This is a genomic window from Acinetobacter sp. GN11 (assembly GCF_054823985.1).
In genome coordinates this window covers 1-20,668 of sequence record NZ_JRVL01000011.1, presented here as the reverse complement: position 1 = coordinate 20,668, position 20,668 = coordinate 1, and the positions used below count along the sequence as shown (strand labels likewise).

The window sequence follows — 20,668 nt, the reverse complement described above, 5'->3', positions numbered from 1 at the left end:
AAAGCAATTGTTTGTTTACCCCTTTTTTGCCTAAAATAAGCTATTCGAAATGAAACCATATTTTTTAGGTAGCTGTCGCCATGACCTTTGTTGTCACTGAAAATTGTATTAAATGTAAATACCAAGATTGCGTAGAAGTTTGTCCTGTCGACTGTTTCTACGAAGGTCCGAATTTCCTAGTGATTAATCCGGATGAATGTATTGACTGTGCATTATGTGAACCAGAGTGCCCGGCAAATGCAATTTTCTCTGAAGATGAGTTACCAGAAGGTCAAGAAGTGTTTATTGAATTAAATGCTGACCTTTCTCAAAAATGGCCTAACATTACTCAAATTGGTGATCAACCAGCTGACCGTGAAGAATGGAACGGCAAACCTGATAAATTACAATATCTTGAAAAGTAATTTCAAAAAAGATCAGCAACCGCTGATCTTTTTTTATACCCTATTCAAACATTTCATTGCAAATTCCTCGTAATTTGTGCACTGTTTTGCATTAAAATAGCCGCAATATTTATAAGTGCTTAATTTTTCTTATGCGGAAGTTTTTGCAGAGTCTGGTGCCCTTATGCATAATCCCAGCGGTTATGGTAGGTTGTGTCAGCTCTCCCCAACACACAACAACAGGCAAAACCTCTCCAAGTGGTAAACGAATCTTTATTCCACAAGAGCGCGTTATTATCGAGCGCCCGATTCGCCCTAAAATTGAGCCTGCTTCCTATCGCGCTTGGTTAAATACAGGCGATCACTATGAACGAGTACGTGAATATGAAAAATTTCTAGCACGTAATGATGTGATAGGAATCGTACCAAGTTTTGAATTATTAAGATCAGCTCGTGATTGGCAAAAATGTGGCAGTTCAGAATATGCGGTACCAAACCGTGAGCTATGGAATAACTCTTTATCAACCCTACGCGTATTTAAATATTTAGTTGCAGCAAAAGTTCTAACCGACTTTGAAGTAACCTCGGTTTACCGAGATTTACCTTTAAACCAGTGTGCTGGTGGGGCAAGCTCTTCTAAACATTTATTTAACTCCGCAATTGATTTCCGTATTGGACCAGAAGTTCCACAGCCAGAAGACTATGCTTTTATTGAAAATACAAAGTTTAAACTCTGTCAATTCTGGGCTCAGCATGGTCAAAGCTTAAACTTAGGTGTTGGTTTATATAGCTCTGGACAAATTCATATCGATACTCAAGGCTATCGTACTTGGGGGCCTGATTTAACTCGAGGCAGTTCGATGTGTAATTTCTAATTAAAAAAACTCCTTTCAACTGAAAGGAGTTTTTATTTAAGCCCATTACAAGCGTTTCGCTAAAGAGATAAGTTTTGAACGGGAAAGCCATGCTTTTTATAAAAATCTTCTGAAATAGATTCTCTCAAGGTGTGCAAAACAATAGTTTCTATATTATTTTCTCTACATTTTGCTTCTATATAATTTAAAAGCTTAGAACCAACTCCTTTTCCCTGAAATTGGGGATGAATAAAAAAATCATCTAGATAATAACGAACACCTTGTATAGTTGGATGAATATGTCCCATTCCAACACCAATTAATTGGTTTTCCCATTTTGCGCAAAAGCCAAAAGAACATGAATATTGAAAATAACTCTCAAAATATTTTCTAATTGGTTCTAAATCATCAAACTGCTCATTCCATGGCTCATTACTAAAAGCTGAACAATAAACCTCCATACCCTCTTCAAAATCTACACTTGTGAAAGCACCAAACCTCATATCCATCTCATCTATACATTTCTAACTAAACAGTGATAAAAAATAAGCAAGAAATGAGCCTTTTCATATTTATTTTTTAATTTGGATTAGTGGCTTATAAACAGTAATTTGCTCATTTCCCAATCAACCAACATTTCTTCAATCGAAGATTTTTGCACTCTAGGCATAAACGTTTAAAATACTCCCTAACAACATATAGGTAAATTTGATTATGCAGCAGATGTGGACAGACATTGACGAATATATCGATTCACATTTAATTCCCGAAGACCCGCGACTCGAATATGCATTAAAAAATACCGACGAACACGGCTTTTCGAATCATCTTGCAGTAGCCCCTAACCAAGGTATGTTCTTGCAGATGCTTATTCAAATGAATAAATGCAAACGAGTTTTAGAAATCGGAACCTTTGCTGCATACAGTACCATCTGGTTAGGCCGTGCGTTACCTGAAGATGGTTATTTACTCACAATTGAAGGCCGTGATACTCATGCAGAAATGGCACAAAAAAATATCGACCATGCTAATCTTCCTGTAAAAGTTGAGCTTAAAGCTGGCCGTGCCGCAGATATCCTTTCCGCGATTGATCCTCAATCTATGGAGCCTTTTGATTTTATTTTCATTGATGCTGATAAACAGGGTTATCCGGAATATTTAGAATTGAGCCTCAAATTCTCTAGATCGGGTACGATTATTGTGCTTGATAATGTAATTCGCGCAGGTGATATTTTAAATCCAGATAATAAAAAACCAAGTATTGAAGGCATCCGTGAAATGTTTAAAGCCCTCGAAAATCACCCACAAATATTGTCTTGTACAGCATTACAAACTGTTGGTTCAAAAGGTCATGATGGCTTCGCAATTGCAATTGTGAAATAACGGTCAAAAAATCGTCTTTTTTATTTTTTTATTTATAATCAATAAATTACTTTTATTAATGTTGCTTTTCCATATAGTTATCCACAAGTTTTGCGGATAACTATATGGAAATCTTATTATTTAGCTACAAGCAATGGCACAGTCGCGTTTCGGAATATGGTTGTTGCAATACTTCCCAAGAAGAATTGATGGATCTTGCTATGACTAAATGCCCCTAGCACAATAATTTGAATACCATGTTCTTGTTGGTACTCTAAAATATTTTGTGCAACATCACCATAGCGATATACGGTCACAACATCGATACCTGCTTGTTTAAGGTAATGCTCAGGTTCATTTAAAATTTCTGGATGATCCCCTACATAGACCAAATGACATTGCAGTGTTCGCAATAAATCACTTTGCGCAATACGGCGCATCATTTTTTGGCAAGTTGGTGAATATTCATAGGCGAAGATAAAACGGGTTGGTATTTTAAAGTTTTCACCAATGGTCAAAACAGTACAGTTGGCTCCACGAATAAAGTTTTCAACATTGCTACCAATTGGTTTATGTTTTTCGGCCGCTCTTTCACCGACTCGACCTAAAATTACAATGTCATTTTCATGCAAGAGATTAAAACTTTGCTCTAAAAAATCACCTTTTTCTTGAATTTTTGAACACGTAATATCGTGTTTTTCTTTAATAAGATCAGAAATATGACGGAGTAAATTATTGCTATAGTCTAAAGCGAGTTCACTTTGTTTTTGTTCCAGCTCAGCTAACTCTTTTAGCAGCATTGCATTGCTTTCAAAGCCAATTACCCCACTAATTTCACCAAGATGATAACTGGCTGGGTAATAGTCTAGAATTTGTAATAATACAAGTTCTCGTCCGGTTGCTTTAGCAACCCATGCTGCTGCATCGGCAATAGCATTAATACACGGTGATGAGTCAATACACGCAATAACACGGTTCATGTTAGCCTCTCTTCTTCAGGTCTATTGCCTTGGAGATTATTCTTAAAACTTAGCTTTAACTTAACATAGATAAAAATTGGTATGTTAAGGTTTATGTATAAAAATCAACTTTTTTGTTTAAAGATCAAACATTTTATTACATTCTTGAGACTGCATTATTCTCTTAAGCGAATAAATTTTGCAGGGTTACCACCGACAATATGGTACGGTTCCACATCTTTGGTCACCATACTATTCATGCCGACTACAGCATGTTTACCGATTTTAATACCATCTTTAATACCCACATGTGCACCTAACCAAACGTCCTGTTCAATTTCAATTCCTTTAGAAGTGACAGGTTGCTGGTAAAGTGGACGATCTAATTGCATACCATGATCAAACGCATATAAGTGGCAATACGCAGCAATACGAACCTGATCATGCAACTTTATGCCGGTTCGTCCCCCATCTAAAATACAATGATGATTTATCGCGACTTCATTACCAATTTCAAGGGGTCCATGCAAACTGCAATCTGCGGCAACAAAACAATTATTACCAATAATAATTTTGCGTCCCGGCTCAGCAAAAATATGAGCTAAGGGTGAAATAAAACAGTTTTCACCAATCTCAACGGTTTCCATGTCCATCAAATAAGCTTGATATTCTTTTTGCCATTCTTCAGCCCAAGCACGATGTTTAGGTTTTAAAGTCCAATATAACCATGGCATGTAGTTTAAGCGGTGCTTATGTTGCTCACGATATTTCAGTAAGGAATCAGTCATCCGTTAATTCCTCTTCAATTTTTAACTCTTCACGACCACGCGTTACGTCTCTGAGTTTTAAGGCAAGTGGTTCAATTTGATGTATTTGTAGTCTTGCTTCGATATCTACACCTGTTGCAGTATAGGCTTCCTGATATTCAATTTGTTGCTGAGTCAGCTCATATTGAAATATGGCCCACTCATTAAAATGGCAGGAAAAATGAATCGTCTTCTTTGCGATCAGTTCAATACGGTCAGCCAAAAGCAAACATTGCCCAGCGCAGCCACCATAAGCTCGTACAAGGCCGCCTGTTCCAAGTTTTATTCCACCATACCAGCGGTTAACCATCACAATAATATTCGTCAGGTCATTCCCTTCAATGGTTGCCAAGATTGGACGTCCTGCTGTTCCCGACGGCTCACCATCATCGTTAAAGCGAACGTTATGGCCAATTTTCCATGCCCAGCATTGGTGAGTTGTAGAGATATCTTTGTTTTGTTCTAAAAATTCTTTAACTTGCTGTTCATTTTCTACGGGTACAGCAATAGCCTGAAATCTACTTTTTTTAATTTCTTCTTCAAACGTAACGGGTAATGCAATGGTAAAAGCCATGAATTAAATAAAGCATAATAAAAATCAAATTATAACGTGAATTTAATAGAATCAAACCCATAAAAAAGCCCCGAATCTCGGGGCTTTTTTTATTATCTTTCTCGTAACGCTTCTTTGGCTTTATTAAATGGTTTAAGTAAGTAATCGAGTACAGTTTTTTGACCAGTACGAATATCTACTGTTGCCACCATACCTGGTGTAATTCCGAATGCTTTACCATCTTTATTATAAAGTTTATCGGAATCAGTGCGGATATAAACACGATAATAGAATTGGTCTTGTTTCACTTCATCACGAATTGTATCTGGTGAAATAACTGTAACCTTACCTTTTAAACCACCATAAATTGAGTAGTCATAGGCAGTAATCTTAACCAGTGCTTCTTGCCCCGGACGAATAAATGCAATGTCACGCGGCAAAATACGCGCTTCAATAAGCAGCTGCTCATCAATCGGTACAATCGTCATCAATTTACCGTTTTGGGGAATAACACCACCATGGGTTGTGACTGCAATTTCTTTTACAACACCACGTACAGGTGCTTTAAACACTGCACGATCTAAACTATCACTACGACCCAGTACAATTTGTTGTTGCGTTTCACTATCCGTATTGGCTTTCGACAACTCTTCACGAGCCTTAACATAATACTGGTTTTGCGCATCATTCATTTTGTTTCTAAGGTCGTTTGCTTCACGACGTAAACGTAAAACTTCAACTTCACTTGCCGCACCTTTAGCAACCAACGGCTCTGTCATTGCCAGTTCTTGTTGTACCAGTTGCAAAGCCTGTTTTAAACCCGAAAGTGTTTGCTCAAGATCAGCCCGACGTGAGCGATATAGTGCTGTTTCTTCTTGTACAAGTTTTGGTTGTTTCATTACAATTTCTGGAAAAACCAATGGTGTACCATTTACTTCCGCACGCAAACGCGCTGCTGTTGCTTGAGCAGAAGTAAGTAAAGATCGTGATTCACCGACATTAGATGCAAAACGAGTTGGATCTAATTGCGCAAGAATTTCGCCCTTTTGAACAATGTCACCTTCTTGTACATTTAGCTTGGTTAAAATACCACCTTCCAAAGACTGGATGACCTGTTCTTTAGATGATGGAATCACTTTACCCGTACCGGTAGAAACTTCTTCAAGTTTAAATACCCATGCCCAGATAAAGAAAATAACTAAACCAATTCCCACAATCCAGATCACTAAGCTGGCACGTGGTAATGGTGGTTCGGTATAAGAGACATTCATTGAACGGGTGAGTTCTTGTTCTTGTTGTGGTTCGCTCATGAATTACCCCCTTGCACTTGTTTTTGTTGGGCTGTTGATTGATTAAGGACCTGATCTCTTGGACCATCCATTACGATTTTGCCATCGTTCACGACAATAATACGGTCCACCAGTTCTAAAACAGCTCGGCGGTGGGTCGCAACGACCAAGGTCCGATGTGCCAGCCATCCTTTTAAATGATCAATCAGTTGTTTCTCTGCCACATCATCAATGGATGCAGTTGGTTCATCTAGCAATAAAATATTAGGTTGACGAATCAATAAACGGGCCAATAACAATGCTTGTTTCTGACCACCAGAGAAACCAACACCACCTTCTAAAATCAGGTGATCTAGTCCTTCTTTTTTCTCTTGAACAAAAGGTAATGCACCTGTCACCACTAAAGCCCGAAGAATATCTTCATCCGTTGCAAGCGGTGCACCCAAAGTAAGGTTCTCACGAATCGTACCGTAGAAAATATGCGCATTCTGGTTGAGTAAACCCATATCACGACGTACATCAGATGGGTCAATTAAAGATAGATCCAGACCATCTAAATGCACAGCACCTTGAGTTGGAACTTGCATGCCTGACAACAGCTGAAGCAGTGTTGACTTACCTGCACCATTACGCCCCAAAATTGCAATTTTTTCACCAGCACGAATTTTTAAATGACGGATTGCCAAACTTGGTTTCGGGTCTTCTTCGCCATATTGGAACAAGACATTTTTTAACTCGTAATCGCCATTTAAAGCAGCTTTGTGTACCAGATGTGAACGGTCAGCCTGATCAATCGGACGTTGCATGAGTTCATCTAGGCTTTGTTTTGCAACTTTTGCTTGCTGTAAACGTCCTAGAACACCTGTAATTTGTGCAATTGGCCCTAACATTCGTGAAGATAAAATTGAACAGGCAACTAATGCACCTGTCGTCATTTCACCATCCATTACGGCAAAACATCCCACCAAAACCACAATCGCATAGGTCAAACCTTGAAGCATTTGAGTCCATGCCATTAAGGTACCAACGATTTTACGCTGTCTCATCGCAATATCGGCTGAAACCTCATTCATGTGGTTCCACTGGTTTTGGAAACGCGATTCAGCACGTAATAGCTTGATGTCTTCAATGCCCTGCACTGCTTCAACAAGAATTGCATTACGGATTGAAGATTCTCTCATACCCTCTTGTGCGAGTTGCGCTAGCTTCTTCTGCACCAGAACACCCGGCAAAATCATAAGTGGTACAACCAGCAACATCACCCAGAACAACTTCCCGCCAATAATCGCAAAGATCGTGAGGAACAAGAAAAAGAATGGAAAATCAGCAATTGCACTAATGGTGGTTGAAGTCACCAGTTCACGAACACCTTCGAGCTCACGAATCTGGGAAATAAAACTACCTGTAGACTTTGAACGGTCTTTATTTTTGATTCTTAATGCATGACCAAATACACGGTCAGAAACACGTAAGTCCGCACGTTTTCCAATAATATCGGATAAATATACCCGTGATATACGTAAGGTAAATTCGAAAAGCGCTGCAATGAGTACACCGCCTGCCAATACCCATAAGGTTGGAACAGACTGTGATGGAACAACGCGGTCATAGACTTGCATTGAGAAAATAATAGTCGCCAATGCCAAAATATTGGCAATGAGTGAGGCAAACATAATATCAACGTAGCGCTTCCAGTCTCTTAGAACAATTGACCAGAACCAACTTGCTTCATACGGTTTGATATATTCGTCAATACGTGCATCGGGAATAGAACTTTCAGGACGCAAGATATAGACATTCTTAATCGTATTTTTTAAGACATCTAAGCTTAAATTTTGGGAAAGACCATGGTCTCCACTTAACTGAATACTGACATTCCCTTGTGTATCTGCTTTATCAATAACACCGACCTGCCCGTCGTTAAACTCGACCATAACAGGTAGGCGCCACGGGTTCAGCACGTCTAAGGAAAACGGTACTTTACGTAAATTCAGTCCAACCTGACGTGTAATGAGCTGTAAAACATCATCAAGGTTTTGATTCTGATTCCAGTCAAGCTGTAAACGGATTCTTTCTTCTGAAGGCTCAATTCGATAATGTTTAGCAATCGTTAAGACCGACTGTAACCAGGGCTGGTAGTTTATTTTTGTCATCATGGTTGTACTTCGAACCCCTGAATTGAAATATTATTTAAGTCATAAGCTTGGCGGGAACGTCCTGTTGCCGAAATGTACTGAACAATACTGTTGTAGATATCATAACGTGCCGACTCAAGTTCTGAATTAGCACTATGAATGGCCTGTTCTGCATTCAATAAATCAACCAATGAACGTGTACCGAGTTTGTACTGCTCTTGGTAAAGTTCACGTGTACGAACTGTAGTGGCTTGGCGATTTGCTAAAACCAACATTTGACGTTGTTTATTTTCAATTTGCTCACGGCTCGTTCTTATCTGATCCAGAACATCCATATAAACTGAATTGACTTTAGACTTTGCAGCTTCTTCTGCATAGCTTGCCATTTTTACCTGAGAAGAAACGGCCCCACCTTGATAAAACTGACTACTTGCTTCAAGCATGACTGAACTATATAGACCGTCATCTTTATCATTGTTTGGGTTTCTGCCATTAATGGCCTGACTTAAGGAACCTTTAACCGATAACGTTGGATAACGTGTTAAACGCGTCTGTTCCTTTTGGGCTTTAGCCACTTCAACACTGGCTTGAGCTGCAATCATTTTTGGAATGGTATTAAACTCAGGTTCGCCATATAAATCAGACTGTTTCACCAAATCATCTGAAATAATCCAACCTGTTCGCGAGACATCTGCACCCAATAATGTTCTTAAATGTTGTTGGTACTGACGTAATAATGATTGCTGTGCAATCAAACCAGACTGGGCAGCTTGTAAATAAGACTGAGCTTGAATCGGGTCAGCCTGACTGCTAATACCAGCATTTGCACGTAAATTGGCAATTTCCTGAATACGCTGGATACCCGCAATTTGCTGTTCGGCAATTTTATTTAATTGAAGATAGCGCTGAATGTTGACAATCGACTGCGCAACATCAAGTGCAATATCATCAATGCTGACAAGCACATTGGCCTGTTCAACCTGAACCTTGGCTTGCTCAACATCTACACCTGATTTAACTTTACCAAAATCATAGAGCATCTGAGTCGCATTTAAGGTCAACAATTGCCTACCACGCTCACCACTACTCAAGTCACCTGTAGTGATACCGCCTGAAAGCTGTGGATAATAACCAGCTTTGGCATAATCAATACCTGCGTTTTGGCCAGCTAAAGTAGAAATGGCTTGAGAAATATCAGGGTTGCGCTGGATTGCGATTTTCACCGCTTCCTGCAAAGTCATTTGCCTTGATGGCAAATTTGAATAAGATCCAGCCGATCTATCATTGAGTTGAACAGTCGGAAACTCCTTAACTCTAGATTGATCTAACTTAAAATTACTCAGCTCTTGCATCTTGGCAACTTTAAATTCATCACTACTTTTTGGGGCAAAAAGTTGTGATAAGTTGTCTTTTAAAGTGTGATATTGCTCACTTGGTTTAGCAGCATATATCACCATAGGTACATGCAATGAAGTTAAAAGCATCAACCCTTTCAGGAAAGCCGGCTTTTTACATGTCCTTGTTACTCTTCTCTGGTTATATCCAATCATGCTTGTCTTGTTGATCTTGTTTGTTATCGTTTAAAAGCTTTTACATTCTACATATTTTTTTGCATAAAGAAGCATAATTGCAGGAATAATTCACACATTATAGTTCTATTAATTGAACAATCTAAATCATTGTTTTTAAAAACTAAATATAAAAAAACCAAAAAGAGGCATTGACCTCTTTTTAGACAAATAGATTAACTTTGTTATTTAAACTGTAAAATCGTCACCTAAGTAGACTTTACGAACTTGCTCGTTATCCAGAATTTCTTGTGGTGTGCCTTCTGCAATTACAGCTCCTTCACTCACAATATATGCACGTTCACAAATTGCCAAAGTTTCACGTACGTTATGGTCAGTAATGAGTACACCGATACCACGATCTTTCAAAGTCTGGATAATATCTTTAATATCTCCAACCGAGATTGGGTCAACGCCGGCAAATGGTTCATCAAGCAACATAAATTTAGGGTCAGCAGCCAATGCACGTGCAATTTCAGCACGGCGGCGTTCACCACCAGACACACTCATTCCTAATGAATCTTTAATATGACTAATTTTAAAGTCATTTAATAATTCAGTCAGACGTTGCTGGCGTTGTTGCTTATTCAAGTCTTTGCGTGTTTCTAAAATGGACATAATATTTTCAGCAATGGTCAGCTTTCTAAAAATAGAAGCCTCTTGCGGAAGATATCCAATACCCTTACGTGCCCGTTCATGCATTGCCAAATCGGACATATCAAGATCATCAAGGTGAATTTCACCTTTGTCCATACGCACTAGCCCTACAACCATATAGAAGCTTGTTGTTTTTCCTGCACCGTTAGGGCCAAGTAAACCAACAATCTGTCCACTTTGCATACTAAAAGATACGTCTTTGACGACCCAACGCTTACTATAGTTTTTTCCTAAGTGCTTAATACACAAAGTTTGGGGTTGTTGAAGAGCTTGTTGCATTAGTCACGCGCTCCTGGAAAGGTTTTTGAACTTGATGGTGGAATAATAATTTGCACACGATTTGACGATGAGCCTTGAGCTTCAACATCACCTTTGTTCATACTATATTTCAATGAGTTACCACGAATACTAGAACCATCTTGATATAAATATGCACCCCCATTCAATGTAATAATGCCTGAATCTGCATTATAAACAATGGTTTGTCCTTCACCACGTGCCACGCCTTTATCAGAACTTATTTGTTGCTGAAACTTAGCCGGTCTACCCTTAGCCGTAATGGTTTGGATTTCACGCTTAGAGTTTAGCGTAGCAACAATAGAATCAGCTTGAAGCTTCATCGTGCCTTGCTCAATCACGACATTGCCGGTGTATGTCGTCAAACCAGTTTTTTCGTTATAAGTTGCACGGTCTGCCACGAGTGAAATTTGTTGACTACGGTCAGACGGCAACGCAAAAGTCGAAGCTGATGATAAAGCAACGAATGTAATGATCGCAGCTTGTTTTAGGAAAGCTGAAGAACGTTTTAAATTAAGACTTTGGTGCATACTTTCCTCGAATATTAAAAAATTCGTACTGACCGTTATTCAAATTGGCTTTTAATCCTTTGCTGACAAAGTCGGCTTGTGGAGACTGTACAATCACTTGATGATCCGTTTCAATCTCTCTGGTTTTTGGATAACCAGTTAACTCATCGGTTTTGAATTCAATCTTCCCTTGTGGAGCAAGTTTAGTTGCGACCACATCACCCGATAATATAACTTTACGATTATCATCATAGCCATTTGCTTGTTTCGCAAAGAACGTCGCATCAACCTTGCCATCTTTATACATAGAGGCATTAAGTTGATCCAACTTTGATGTTTTTTGTTGCATATCCTGTTCAAGCTGACGAACTTCAGCACGAATATACAAATTGCCTTGATCATCAGTTTGAGTCAAATGGACGCCCTGCGCCGAATATGTCATATTCTTCGCAGAACCAATGTCTAGTTTTTTTGCTTTGCCACTATAGTAGTAATAACCACCACTTATAGCAGCAATAACTACAGCAACAATAGATAAAACTCTGGTATCCATGAGCAGGAATAGCCTACCTTTTTAAGTAATCTTATTATTAATGCGGGACTGCAAGATATTTTTCAAGAAGTTCTTGGTAAATGCCTTTTGCGATCAGCAACATATCACAGACTTCACGTACAGCACCACGTCCGCCCATTGACTGGGTAACCAAATGCGCACGACGACGCACTTCTTCATGACCATTTGGCACAGTCACACTCATTCCTGCGATTGCAAAAGCAGATAAATCAGGCCAGTCATCGCCCATATACAAGCAATCGGAAGGCAAAATATTAAACTGTGCACAAGCTTCACGTAACGCAGAACCTTTGTCTTCACGACCTTGAAAAACGAGGTCTACGCCTAAATCAGACATACGCTTTTCAACAATATTACTTTTTCGACCTGTAATAATGATGACTTTCATGCCAGCTTGCTGCACAAGTTTCATGCCTAAACCATCACGAATATCGAATGATTTAATCTCATCGCCACTATTGGTTAAAGTTACAAAACCATCACTCAAAATACCATCGACATCCAGAACCAATGCCTGTAAGTGACGTGCTTGTTCTAACAATGCATAAGATGCCATTGATTAATTTACCCCTGCGTGAATAAGGTCATGCATACTAATTACACCAATCACTTTATTTTGGTCATCCACCACAACAAATTGACTAATTTTTTTCAGGTTAAGCTGTTGTAGAGCTTCTACCGCACGTGCTTCTTGAGAAATAGTTGACGGTTTTTTTGTCATTACTTCAGAAACAGGTAAATTCACATCAAAACCTTGCTGTTTATCAATTAAACGACGCAAGTCACCATCGGTGAAAATGCCCAGCAAATGTTCTTGTTCATCAACAATGGTCGTCAAGCCTAAACGTTTATTAGAAATTTCGTAAAGCACTTGATTCATTGGCGTATCTGGTGAAACTTTTGGTAATTCATCGCCTGTATGCATCAGGTGTTTTACATGTAAAAGTAAGCGCTTACCCAATGCTCCAGCAGGATGCGAACGAGCAAAATCATCTGCAGTAAAACCACGCGCTTCAAGTAAAGCAACAGCCAGTGCATCACCCAACACTAAGGTCGCTGTTGTGCTCGATGTCGGAGCTAATCCTAGTGGGCATGCTTCATCAGACTCACCTAAAGTTAAAGCGATGTCGGCATTTTGAGGCATTGGCCCTTTATCAGTACGGCTAATGGTAATAAGAGGTACACCAAGATGTTTGATGAGTGGCATCAACATCATGATTTCATCACTTTTTCCAGAGTTGGAAATCGCAATTAAAACGTCACCACGAACCAGCATTCCCAAATCGCCATGCCCAGCTTCGCCCGGATGCATAAAGAAAGATGGTGTACCAGTTGAAGCAAAAGTCGCAGCCATTTTACGGCCAATATGCCCTGACTTACCCATGCCAGTAATCACAACACGGCCTTTACACTGTAACAATATTTCACAAGCCTGATTAAAACTGTCATTAATTTGTGTTGCTAACACATCTAGGGCTTGCTGCTCAATACGCAAGGTTGCTAATGCGCTGCTTTGAAAATCTGTAGGATTGGGCATACGAGTTTGACTCAAAATAATTGATCTGATCTCTTGTAAAGATCGGTGATTTTAATCAAAAGATTTGGGGGCATTCTAACATAACTCAATCATCTACACGTTTTTAAATGTATAAGATTTCACAAGCTTATAAAATTCTTGCATAAACCTTTGTGAAAAATGATGCATCAGTTATGATGTAACACTGTTTTTGTTGAGTGTTTGAAAACCCTTATGCAACCGTTTGTTTTATATAACTCTGAGCAACGAAAAAAAGTTGAATTTGTACCTCGCAAAGAAGGTCACATCGATATGTACGTCTGCGGTATGACCGTTTACGATTACTGTCATATCGGGCATGCTCGAGTTATGGTTGCATTTGACTACATTATTCGTTTCTTACGTAGTCAAGGCTGGAATGTTCGCTATATTCGCAACATTACCGACATTGACGACAAAATTATTAAACGCGCGAATGAAAATGGTGAAACCATTCAGCAGCTCACTACTCGTTTCATTGATGCAATGAATGAAGATGCAGCTAACTTAGGCTGTGCTGCACCTGATGAAGCACCTAAAGCGACTGAATATATCGATCAGATGCAAAACATGATTGGCAATCTGGTCAATAAAGGCTCTGCTTACCCTGCTGCAAACGGTGATGTATATTTTGAAGTTACCAAATTTGAGAAATATGGTCGCCTCTCTGGCCGTAAGCTTGATGACATGCAAGCTGGCGCAAGTGAGCGTGTTGACGTAGAAGTTGAAAAGAAACACCCGTTTGACTTTGTACTTTGGAAACATGCCAAAGAAAACGAACCATCTTGGGCATCTCCTTGGGGCAATGGGCGTCCGGGTTGGCACATTGAATGTTCTGCAATGTCGACTTGCTGCCTAGGCAATCACTTTGACATTCATGGTGGTGGTTCAGATTTAATGTTCCCACACCATGAAAATGAAATTGCGCAAAGTGAAGCATCAACTGGTGAACAATATGTAAACTACTGGATGCATGTTGGCTTCATTAACGTTGATGGTGAAAAGATGTCTAAGTCTTTAGGCAACTTCTTTACTATTCGTGACGTTATGGAGAAATTTCACCCTGAAGTGATTCGCTACTTTATTGTGTCTTCACATTATCGTAGTCCTGTGAACTTCTCTGATGTTGCATTGAAAGAAGCAAAAACTTCTTTAACTCGCTTCTATCATTCATTTAAAGCTTACCAACAAACGTATGGTCAAAAGACAACTGAGACACTTGATCAAAACTTTATTGAACGCTTTAACAATGCGATGTGTGATGACTTCAACACAGCCGAAGCAATGGCTGTATTGTTTGAACTGAACAAAGAGTTAAACCGTGCTGTAAAAGAAGAGCAAGCTGACCAAGCGACTGTTCTTTATTCGACATTACGTCACCTCACCAACATTTTAGGTTTGGTACAACACAATGTAGATGATTTCTTAAAATCAGATATTGGACAAGAAGCGCTTACTTTGTCTGATGCTGAAATTGAAGATTTTATTCAACAACGTGTTGATGCGAAAAAAGCAAAAGACTTTGCTAAAGCAGATGGTATTCGTCAGTCTTTACTCGACCAAGGTGTTGTATTAGAAGATACGCGTCAAGGTACAGTTTGGCGTCGTGCTGATTAAATGTTCAATTAAATCACAAGAGTGTTGACACTTTAGTGAAACACTCTATAATGTGCTCACATTGCGGGAATAGCTCAGTTGGTAGAGCATAACCTTGCCAAGGTTGGGGTCGCGAGTTCGAGTCTCGTTTCCCGCTCCAAAATTTAAAAACCACTTAATTCGAAAGAATTAGGTGGTTTTTTATTGCTTCTCAATTACAAAACAAGTAACAGTAAATTAGCTCTAAAGTATCTTAGGGTGCTTTATTTGGGCTTGTAGTTCCAAAGCTCCCCATTTTCACCACAATTTCGCTCAATAGCATCCATTGTAGTTTCAGTATCGTATGTTCCTTTTTTCCACTGATTTATAGCAACTTGAATATAAGCCCTACAATTAGCAGGCAATCCATAATCCTTGCCATATATAGGCTTACTGTTTGGATCTTTATCGCTACAACCTGCTAAAAATATAAAAAGGGATAATACTAAAATTTTATTCATAAGCCCTCTTACTCAAGTTTTTAAGAAATACCAAAATAGTTTTAAAGTCAGAAAAAATTAACGAATTCGGTAACAAGCGTCTAGCTTGCCTTTAATTTGGCTATAACATGACCATGAATCATCTTTATAATTTTTAATCAATTTTTTGGTTGTACCATCCCGATAATAATTAACTGCATCCACCATATGATCATCATCTTTACCCATGAATACTGGACGTTCATCACTATCTGAATCCATAGTAGATTCTTCAATTAAAAAGTTTTGCTTGCCAATTCTTAAAGCTGTATACAATCCTCCAGTACCACCACCAGAAGAAATAATACAAGGTTTAGTAAGATTATTTCCATCAACCACAAAGCATTGCCCCATTCTATCTGGGTTTTCATGAGCAAAAGTTTGAACTGAAATAAACATAGTTAACATTATTAAGATTTTATTCACAGAGTTAATTCCTATTTTTTGAAGCTACTTTAAAGATCCAAACTTTTAAGCTCATTAAGGCGTTCTTTTGTTTTATCGGCTTCACAACTTAAAATAATTAAATGTGAACCAGCCCCCATTGCTTGAGATCCATAATACCCCATTAATCCAGAACATTGTTTTGTGCGATAATCAAGCCAAGCTTTTTGGGAATTTTCCAAACTGGCCTTCCCTTCACTATCCAAGTTTGAAGCTAATTTATTGTAAATTTTATTCATATTAGCTTTATCAGTCTTTAACTGTTTCTCATAACACTCTATATCAGAATATACATTAGCAGTCTTGCACTCCGCATGAGCAACCCCACAAAATAATACCAATAAAGCAAGCATTAATTTATTCATTTGTATTATACCTTTCCCATTTCCAACTATTTTAATCATTACATTTTCATTATTACATAAAATAACTTTTATTATTAAAAGACGTTTTAGTTATTTAGCTATAGCAGCCATTCCAGTTACAGCAGCTTGGCTAATGGAAAGATTTAATTTATCTCGTAAAACCATTGTGGATCATTCAATAAAGGTAGAGATGGCAAACACCTTTATGATCCAAATGATGTGATGCCAATTTTAGAAAATATGAATGCTGAAAAAGCTGCAAGGCAATTGAGACGTAGAAATTAGAAAGGCGCTCATTGCACCTGTATTTCAATGAATTCAGATAATTAATATAAAATTATTGTATTTGATACGTAACCAAATAGTCAAATTCACGCAATACTTTGTTCCAGTAATAATAATCCTCGGTAGTAATCGAATTTATATCTATACCATTTTTATTTTCATACAATTTATTCAAAACTTCTCTATCTATCACTCTTAGTTTTTCAGAAAAGAATTCACAATCTTCAATATTTTTTTGCACTAAATTCGTTTTTTCCAAATGTGATAGCAATAAAATATATCCACTAATTTCCTGATGAATATTTTTAACTATAACTTGAAAGGCCTGAGTCTCCCGAATTGCATTATGAAAATGGTGGTAACCATCTTCAACTTTTGACCCAACTATTAATGAAAGTTGTTCTGATGCTTTATAAGATGTCATTAATAAATCTGATGATTTAACTTTAAGATTGTTCTGATACTGCTCCATCAACTTAATTTTATGCTCCACTTTCCAATCTGTAAAAAGATGAAAAGCAACTATGGCTGCTACAATAGTAGAAAAAGCAGAAAGATAATCTCCATCTATATTAAAATAATGCTTTATAATTATAGAAATCGATAAACAACCAAAAAAAGAAAATAGCGAAATGGCTAATAAATTTGTTAAGTTTTTCATAAAGGGCTTAGGAAAAAGATTATTCTCAATTGACGCTATTGTAGCTCAATTTAATTGTAAAAAATTATTCGATACCACTTCGGCACTATAAAATCATAACCTTTTGTTATTTATAATTTATTACAACCTTGCCAAGGTTATAATCATGATTCCGATCTCATTTCCCACTCTAAAATAAAAAACATCTAGCTTAAAAAATTAGGTGGTTTTTAGTATCAGTTAGTTAGCTCTTTCTAACTAACTCTCAAATATTTTTAGCTAATTCTTTTGCCAAACATTGTTCATGCCAAGTGGTTTGAAAGTTTTCGACAGCTTTTGACTTAATGAGAGGGTCTTCAAATAGCTTTGAAGAATATGCAGATTTGATAAGCTCTTGATAAAGTTGTTTGGCTTGTTGCTCTTCAAGATGATTGGCTATGTCGTGTAACTCTTGAGCTGGCACTTCATGTTGTCTTGCATCCATCACCCCACTCGCTGCTTTCTTCACAGTTTCACAGTAATGAAGTTCCATAGCTTCCGATGCTGCATAACATTGAATTGAAATTGCGCTGATAAAGAGGAATATAAATCTCATAATCTCACCTTAATTTGACGCGCAAGGGTACCAACTAATCTGCTTAAATTTAAGTTAAAAACGGTTATTTTTGTTTTCTCTTATTTTATTTCACCTTTTGCACTTGGGTATTAGAAGCTTTCAGCACTGTTCCATCTGCCGCGACTGGTGCCATAAATGGAATTTGCTGACCTGTATTTTTATCAATTAACAGAGAATGGCGCTCACCACTTTCAAATAGGTTTTGCTCTCCCCATTGTCGTAAAGCTACAACGACTGGGAATAAACTCTCCCCTTTAGCGGTCAATACGTATTCTTGATAAGCCGTGCCATCGGAAGCATCTTGCATTTCAAGAACACCAGCATCTACTAATTTTTTTAGTCGATCAGAAAGAATATTTCGCGCAACACCTAAGCTCCGTTGGAAATCTCCAAAACGGCGCATTCCATCAAAAGCATCACGCACAATGAGCAGCGACCAACGGTCTCCAATGAGATTGACGCAACGTGCAACAGGACAAGGCTCATCTTTTAACAATGTAGAGTTCTTCATCGAGTTTCCTTACCAATCATCAGTAATAAGTTATCTAGTTGCATTTTAAAACTAGCAGGCTTAACATTCAACTAGTTTCATTTTAAAACTAGATTAAATGGATTTAGACCATGAAAGCTTCTCTTGCATCTTCAACCTCACCCACAGAAAGCGATAACCCGCTTTCAAGCATGCCTCATGGCTTAATATTGCTGTTTGCTATAGCAAGTGGTGCAAGCGTAGCAAATGTCTATTATGCACAGCCTTTACTCGACATATTGGCCCATGACTTTAACGTTAGTCATGCTGCCATTGGTAGTGTGGTTACAGCCACTCAAATAGGTTGTGCCCTTGCCCTCGTGTTTTTAGTACCGTTGGGTGATCTTGTAAATCGGCGCCGATTAATGGCTATCCAATTACTAGCTTTGATCTCGACATTACTCGTGGTTGCCTTTGCTCACTCTACAATTGTTCTTTTAGCAGGCATGCTTGCTGTGGGTTTACTCGGCACAGCCATGACTCAAGGGCTTATTGCTTATGCTGCGAGTGCTGCTCTCCCACATGAGCAAGGACATGTGGTTGGTACTGCACAAAGTGGTGTGTTCATTGGTTTATTGCTTGCCCGAGTATTTTCAGGGGGAATTAGCGATTTAGCTGGATGGCGTGGCGTGTACTTTTGTGCAGCCATCATCATGCTCATGATTGCATTACCACTTTGGAAACGTCTGCCTCATTTAAAGGTTCAGCCCGTTACCATGCGCTACTCGCAACTTATGGCTTCTATGTTGAAACTGCTTCGCCAAGAAAAAGTGCTACAAGTGCGCGGTGTGTTAGCTTTACTTATGTTTGCGGCATTTAATATTTTCTGGAGTACATTGGTACTACCGTTGAGTGAACCGCCTTACAGTTTTTCCCATACGATTATTGGGTCTTTTGGACTCGTTGGAGTCGTGGGTGCTCTGGCTGCCGCACGTGCGGGTTATTGGGCCGACCGCGGATATGCTCAGCGTACAAGCTTAGTAGCACTCGTAATATTACTGCTTGCTTGGGGACCACTCTCACTCATGGCTTATTCACTGTGGGCACTCGTGATTGGCATCGTATTGCTAGACTTGAGCGGACAAGCCCTACATGTGACCAACCAGAGTATGATTTTTCGCACTCGTCCAGAAGCGCATAGCAGGCTTGTCGGCCTATACATGCTGTTTTATGCAATCGGTAGTGGATTAGGTGCAATCAGTACAACAGCCACTTACGCCTATGCTGGATGGTTTGGCGTGTGTGCACTCGGTGCAGGTGTTAGCCTTCTGGCCTTATTATTTTGGTGGATAACCCGTAAAGTCTCTTAAAAATGCCTACTCTCAAATAAAAAAACCACATCACTCAAGAGAATCATGTGGTTTTTAATGAGGAGTTAATTTAATGAGAAGACTGAGCTGCTTTAGGTTTAAAAATCACTAAACAGACAACAATAAAAGCTAATAAAACAAAAGACGCGCTAAATCTGCTTAACTCTAATCCACCATGTGCGATAGGTTTATCAAGGAAATCTCCCAATACTGCACCTAGAGGTCTGGTGAGAACAAAGGCCAACCAAAATAATAAGGTTCTTGAAATTTTGGTATAAAAATAGCAGATTGCTAATACCAATAATAAAGTGCCAAAAATTAAAGCAGCGCTGGTATATCCCAATCCTTGAGTATCAGCTGTCCAATCTCCTAAAGCTGTCCCTAATGTTTGAGAAAACATGATTGTTAACCAATAGAAGGCTTCACTTTTTGCAGATTGGATACTTTTTACCGAAATTGTGCCACAACTTAAATACCAAACAAACAGAGATAGGCCTAATAAAATAAGTAATATTAAGCTCCCTCCTGCATAGCCCACACCTAAGGTTCGATCAACGAAATCGGCAATTGTCGTACCTAACGTCGTAGTGGCAATGATCGTCGCCCAGTAAAAAAATGAATTATAGTTTTTAGCTTTAATTTGTAGCCCGACAAATACTGCAAAGATCACAGCAAAAATTGCCGTACTAATGATATATCCCAAATTTAGGGACATAGATAACGCATCTCCAGCAGTTTCACCTAGCGTTGTAGCTGCAATTTTAATGATCCAGAATAATAAGGTGACTTCTGGAACCTTACTCAAGGTTTTAGATAAATTCTCATGACTCATCATTGTATGTTCTCCCAACATACATATTTATT

24 protein-coding genes and 1 tRNA gene are annotated in these 20,668 nt (G+C 38.6%); 6 read left to right on the top strand and 19 right to left on the bottom strand.

Features of this window, described 5'->3' with window-relative positions; genetic code table 11:
• Positions 1–80: 80 nt before the first annotated feature.
• Together fdxA and NL42_RS01450 are read left to right on the top strand one after the other, a co-directional pair.
• Entirely contained in the window at positions 81–404 is a 324-nt protein-coding gene (gene fdxA, locus NL42_RS01455) for a ferredoxin FdxA (RefSeq protein WP_003650851.1), read from the top strand.
• 131 nt (positions 405–535) lie between these two features.
• Positions 536–1,258, top strand: coding sequence for a peptidase M15 (locus NL42_RS01450; protein WP_461311496.1), 723 nt, complete (start codon positions 536–538; stop codon positions 1,256–1,258).
• 59 nt (positions 1,259–1,317) lie between these two features.
• Here NL42_RS01450 and NL42_RS01445 read toward each other — a convergent pair whose 3' ends face one another.
• Positions 1,318–1,740: a GNAT family N-acetyltransferase gene (locus tag NL42_RS01445; RefSeq protein WP_461311495.1), complete on the bottom strand. Its 423-nt coding sequence runs from the start codon at positions 1,738–1,740 to the stop codon at positions 1,318–1,320.
• A 211-nt stretch (positions 1,741–1,951) separates the two neighbouring features.
• Here NL42_RS01445 and NL42_RS01440 point away from each other — a divergent pair, with 211 nt between their 5' ends.
• Positions 1,952–2,620, top strand: coding sequence for an O-methyltransferase (locus NL42_RS01440; RefSeq protein ID WP_016138695.1), 669 nt, complete (start codon positions 1,952–1,954; stop codon positions 2,618–2,620).
• A 116-nt stretch (positions 2,621–2,736) separates the two neighbouring features.
• On the opposite strand, the gene NL42_RS01435 is transcribed toward NL42_RS01440, so the two are convergent.
• From NL42_RS01435 to NL42_RS01385, 11 genes are all read right to left on the bottom strand, one after another.
• Positions 2,737–3,579: a universal stress protein gene (locus tag NL42_RS01435; protein WP_042897294.1), complete on the bottom strand. Its 843-nt coding sequence runs from the start codon at positions 3,577–3,579 to the stop codon at positions 2,737–2,739.
• A 155-nt stretch (positions 3,580–3,734) separates the two neighbouring features.
• Positions 3,735–4,346 (bottom strand): DapH/DapD/GlmU-related protein, encoded by a 612-nt coding sequence (locus NL42_RS01430; RefSeq protein ID WP_461311494.1) that lies wholly within the window; start codon positions 4,344–4,346, stop codon positions 3,735–3,737.
• Positions 4,339–4,938: an IMPACT family protein gene (locus NL42_RS01425; RefSeq protein ID WP_461311493.1), complete on the bottom strand. Its 600-nt coding sequence runs from the start codon at positions 4,936–4,938 to the stop codon at positions 4,339–4,341. Before NL42_RS01425 ends, NL42_RS01430 begins: the two co-directional genes overlap by 8 nt.
• A 92-nt stretch (positions 4,939–5,030) precedes the next feature.
• Positions 5,031–6,227, bottom strand: coding sequence for an HlyD family efflux transporter periplasmic adaptor subunit (locus NL42_RS01420; RefSeq protein ID WP_461311492.1), 1,197 nt, complete (start codon positions 6,225–6,227; stop codon positions 5,031–5,033).
• Positions 6,224–8,362 (bottom strand): type I secretion system permease/ATPase, encoded by a 2,139-nt coding sequence (locus tag NL42_RS01415; RefSeq protein WP_016138700.1) that lies wholly within the window; start codon positions 8,360–8,362, stop codon positions 6,224–6,226. Before NL42_RS01415 ends, NL42_RS01420 begins: the two co-directional genes overlap by 4 nt.
• A complete protein-coding gene (locus tag NL42_RS01410; protein WP_461311491.1) occupies positions 8,359–9,798 on the bottom strand; it encodes a TolC family outer membrane protein in 1,440 nt (479 codons plus the stop codon). Before NL42_RS01410 ends, NL42_RS01415 begins: the two co-directional genes overlap by 4 nt.
• A 300-nt stretch (positions 9,799–10,098) precedes the next feature.
• Positions 10,099–10,845, bottom strand: a complete 747-nt coding sequence (gene lptB / locus NL42_RS01405) for an LPS export ABC transporter ATP-binding protein (RefSeq protein ID WP_003650837.1) — start codon at positions 10,843–10,845, stop codon at positions 10,099–10,101.
• A complete protein-coding gene (gene lptA, locus NL42_RS01400) occupies positions 10,845–11,393 on the bottom strand; it encodes a lipopolysaccharide transport periplasmic protein LptA (protein WP_016138702.1) in 549 nt (182 codons plus the stop codon). Before lptA ends, lptB begins: the two co-directional genes overlap by 1 nt.
• The gene (gene lptC / locus NL42_RS01395; protein ID WP_013198419.1) at positions 11,377–11,925 is read right to left on the bottom strand and encodes an LPS export ABC transporter periplasmic protein LptC; all 549 of its coding nucleotides are present in this window, start codon (positions 11,923–11,925) and stop codon (positions 11,377–11,379) included. The genes lptA and lptC overlap by 17 nt, the downstream gene beginning before the upstream one ends.
• A gap of 37 nt (positions 11,926–11,962) precedes the next feature.
• Entirely contained in the window at positions 11,963–12,502 is a 540-nt protein-coding gene (locus NL42_RS01390; RefSeq protein WP_004793423.1) for a KdsC family phosphatase, read from the bottom strand.
• A 3-nt stretch (positions 12,503–12,505) separates the two neighbouring features.
• Positions 12,506–13,483, bottom strand: coding sequence for a KpsF/GutQ family sugar-phosphate isomerase (locus NL42_RS01385; protein ID WP_252609183.1), 978 nt, complete (start codon positions 13,481–13,483; stop codon positions 12,506–12,508).
• 213 nt (positions 13,484–13,696) lie between these two features.
• Between NL42_RS01385 and cysS the strand changes: the two genes are divergently transcribed.
• Both cysS and NL42_RS01375 read left to right on the top strand, forming a co-directional pair.
• Positions 13,697–15,118: a cysteine--tRNA ligase gene (gene cysS, locus NL42_RS01380; protein WP_461311490.1), complete on the top strand. Its 1,422-nt coding sequence runs from the start codon at positions 13,697–13,699 to the stop codon at positions 15,116–15,118.
• A 63-nt stretch (positions 15,119–15,181) separates the two neighbouring features.
• Positions 15,182–15,257, top strand: a tRNA-Gly gene (locus NL42_RS01375).
• A gap of 103 nt (positions 15,258–15,360) precedes the next feature.
• Here the strand turns inward: NL42_RS01375 and NL42_RS01370 are convergent.
• The 6 genes from NL42_RS01370 to NL42_RS01345 form a co-directional block, all read right to left on the bottom strand.
• Positions 15,361–15,597 carry a kynureninase gene (locus NL42_RS01370; protein WP_461311489.1) on the bottom strand — a complete coding sequence of 79 codons (237 nt, stop codon included), beginning with the start codon at positions 15,595–15,597 and terminating at the stop codon, positions 15,361–15,363.
• Between the two features lie 57 nt (positions 15,598–15,654).
• Complete coding sequence (locus NL42_RS01365; RefSeq protein ID WP_461311488.1) at positions 15,655–16,041, bottom strand: hypothetical protein; 387 nt, start codon at positions 16,039–16,041, stop codon at positions 15,655–15,657.
• 29 nt (positions 16,042–16,070) lie between these two features.
• A complete protein-coding gene (locus NL42_RS01360; RefSeq protein ID WP_461311487.1) occupies positions 16,071–16,463 on the bottom strand; it encodes a lysozyme inhibitor LprI family protein in 393 nt (130 codons plus the stop codon).
• A gap of 298 nt (positions 16,464–16,761) precedes the next feature.
• On the bottom strand, positions 16,762–17,370 hold the full coding sequence (locus tag NL42_RS01355; protein ID WP_461311486.1) for a hypothetical protein: 609 nt from the start codon (positions 17,368–17,370) through the stop codon (positions 16,762–16,764).
• A gap of 244 nt (positions 17,371–17,614) precedes the next feature.
• Positions 17,615–17,944 carry a hypothetical protein gene (locus NL42_RS01350; protein WP_005303733.1) on the bottom strand — a complete coding sequence of 110 codons (330 nt, stop codon included), beginning with the start codon at positions 17,942–17,944 and terminating at the stop codon, positions 17,615–17,617.
• An 85-nt stretch (positions 17,945–18,029) separates the two neighbouring features.
• Complete coding sequence (locus NL42_RS01345; protein ID WP_461311485.1) at positions 18,030–18,476, bottom strand: winged helix-turn-helix transcriptional regulator; 447 nt, start codon at positions 18,474–18,476, stop codon at positions 18,030–18,032.
• Positions 18,477–18,586: 110 nt separating this feature from the next.
• Between NL42_RS01345 and NL42_RS01340 the strand changes: the two genes are divergently transcribed.
• Positions 18,587–19,804 carry an MFS transporter gene (locus NL42_RS01340; RefSeq protein WP_461311484.1) on the top strand — a complete coding sequence of 406 codons (1,218 nt, stop codon included), beginning with the start codon at positions 18,587–18,589 and terminating at the stop codon, positions 19,802–19,804.
• A 70-nt stretch (positions 19,805–19,874) separates the two neighbouring features.
• Here NL42_RS01340 and NL42_RS01335 read toward each other — a convergent pair whose 3' ends face one another.
• Positions 19,875–20,639 carry a COG4705 family protein gene (locus NL42_RS01335; RefSeq protein ID WP_461311483.1) on the bottom strand — a complete coding sequence of 255 codons (765 nt, stop codon included), beginning with the start codon at positions 20,637–20,639 and terminating at the stop codon, positions 19,875–19,877.
• Positions 20,640–20,668 lie beyond the last annotated feature (29 nt).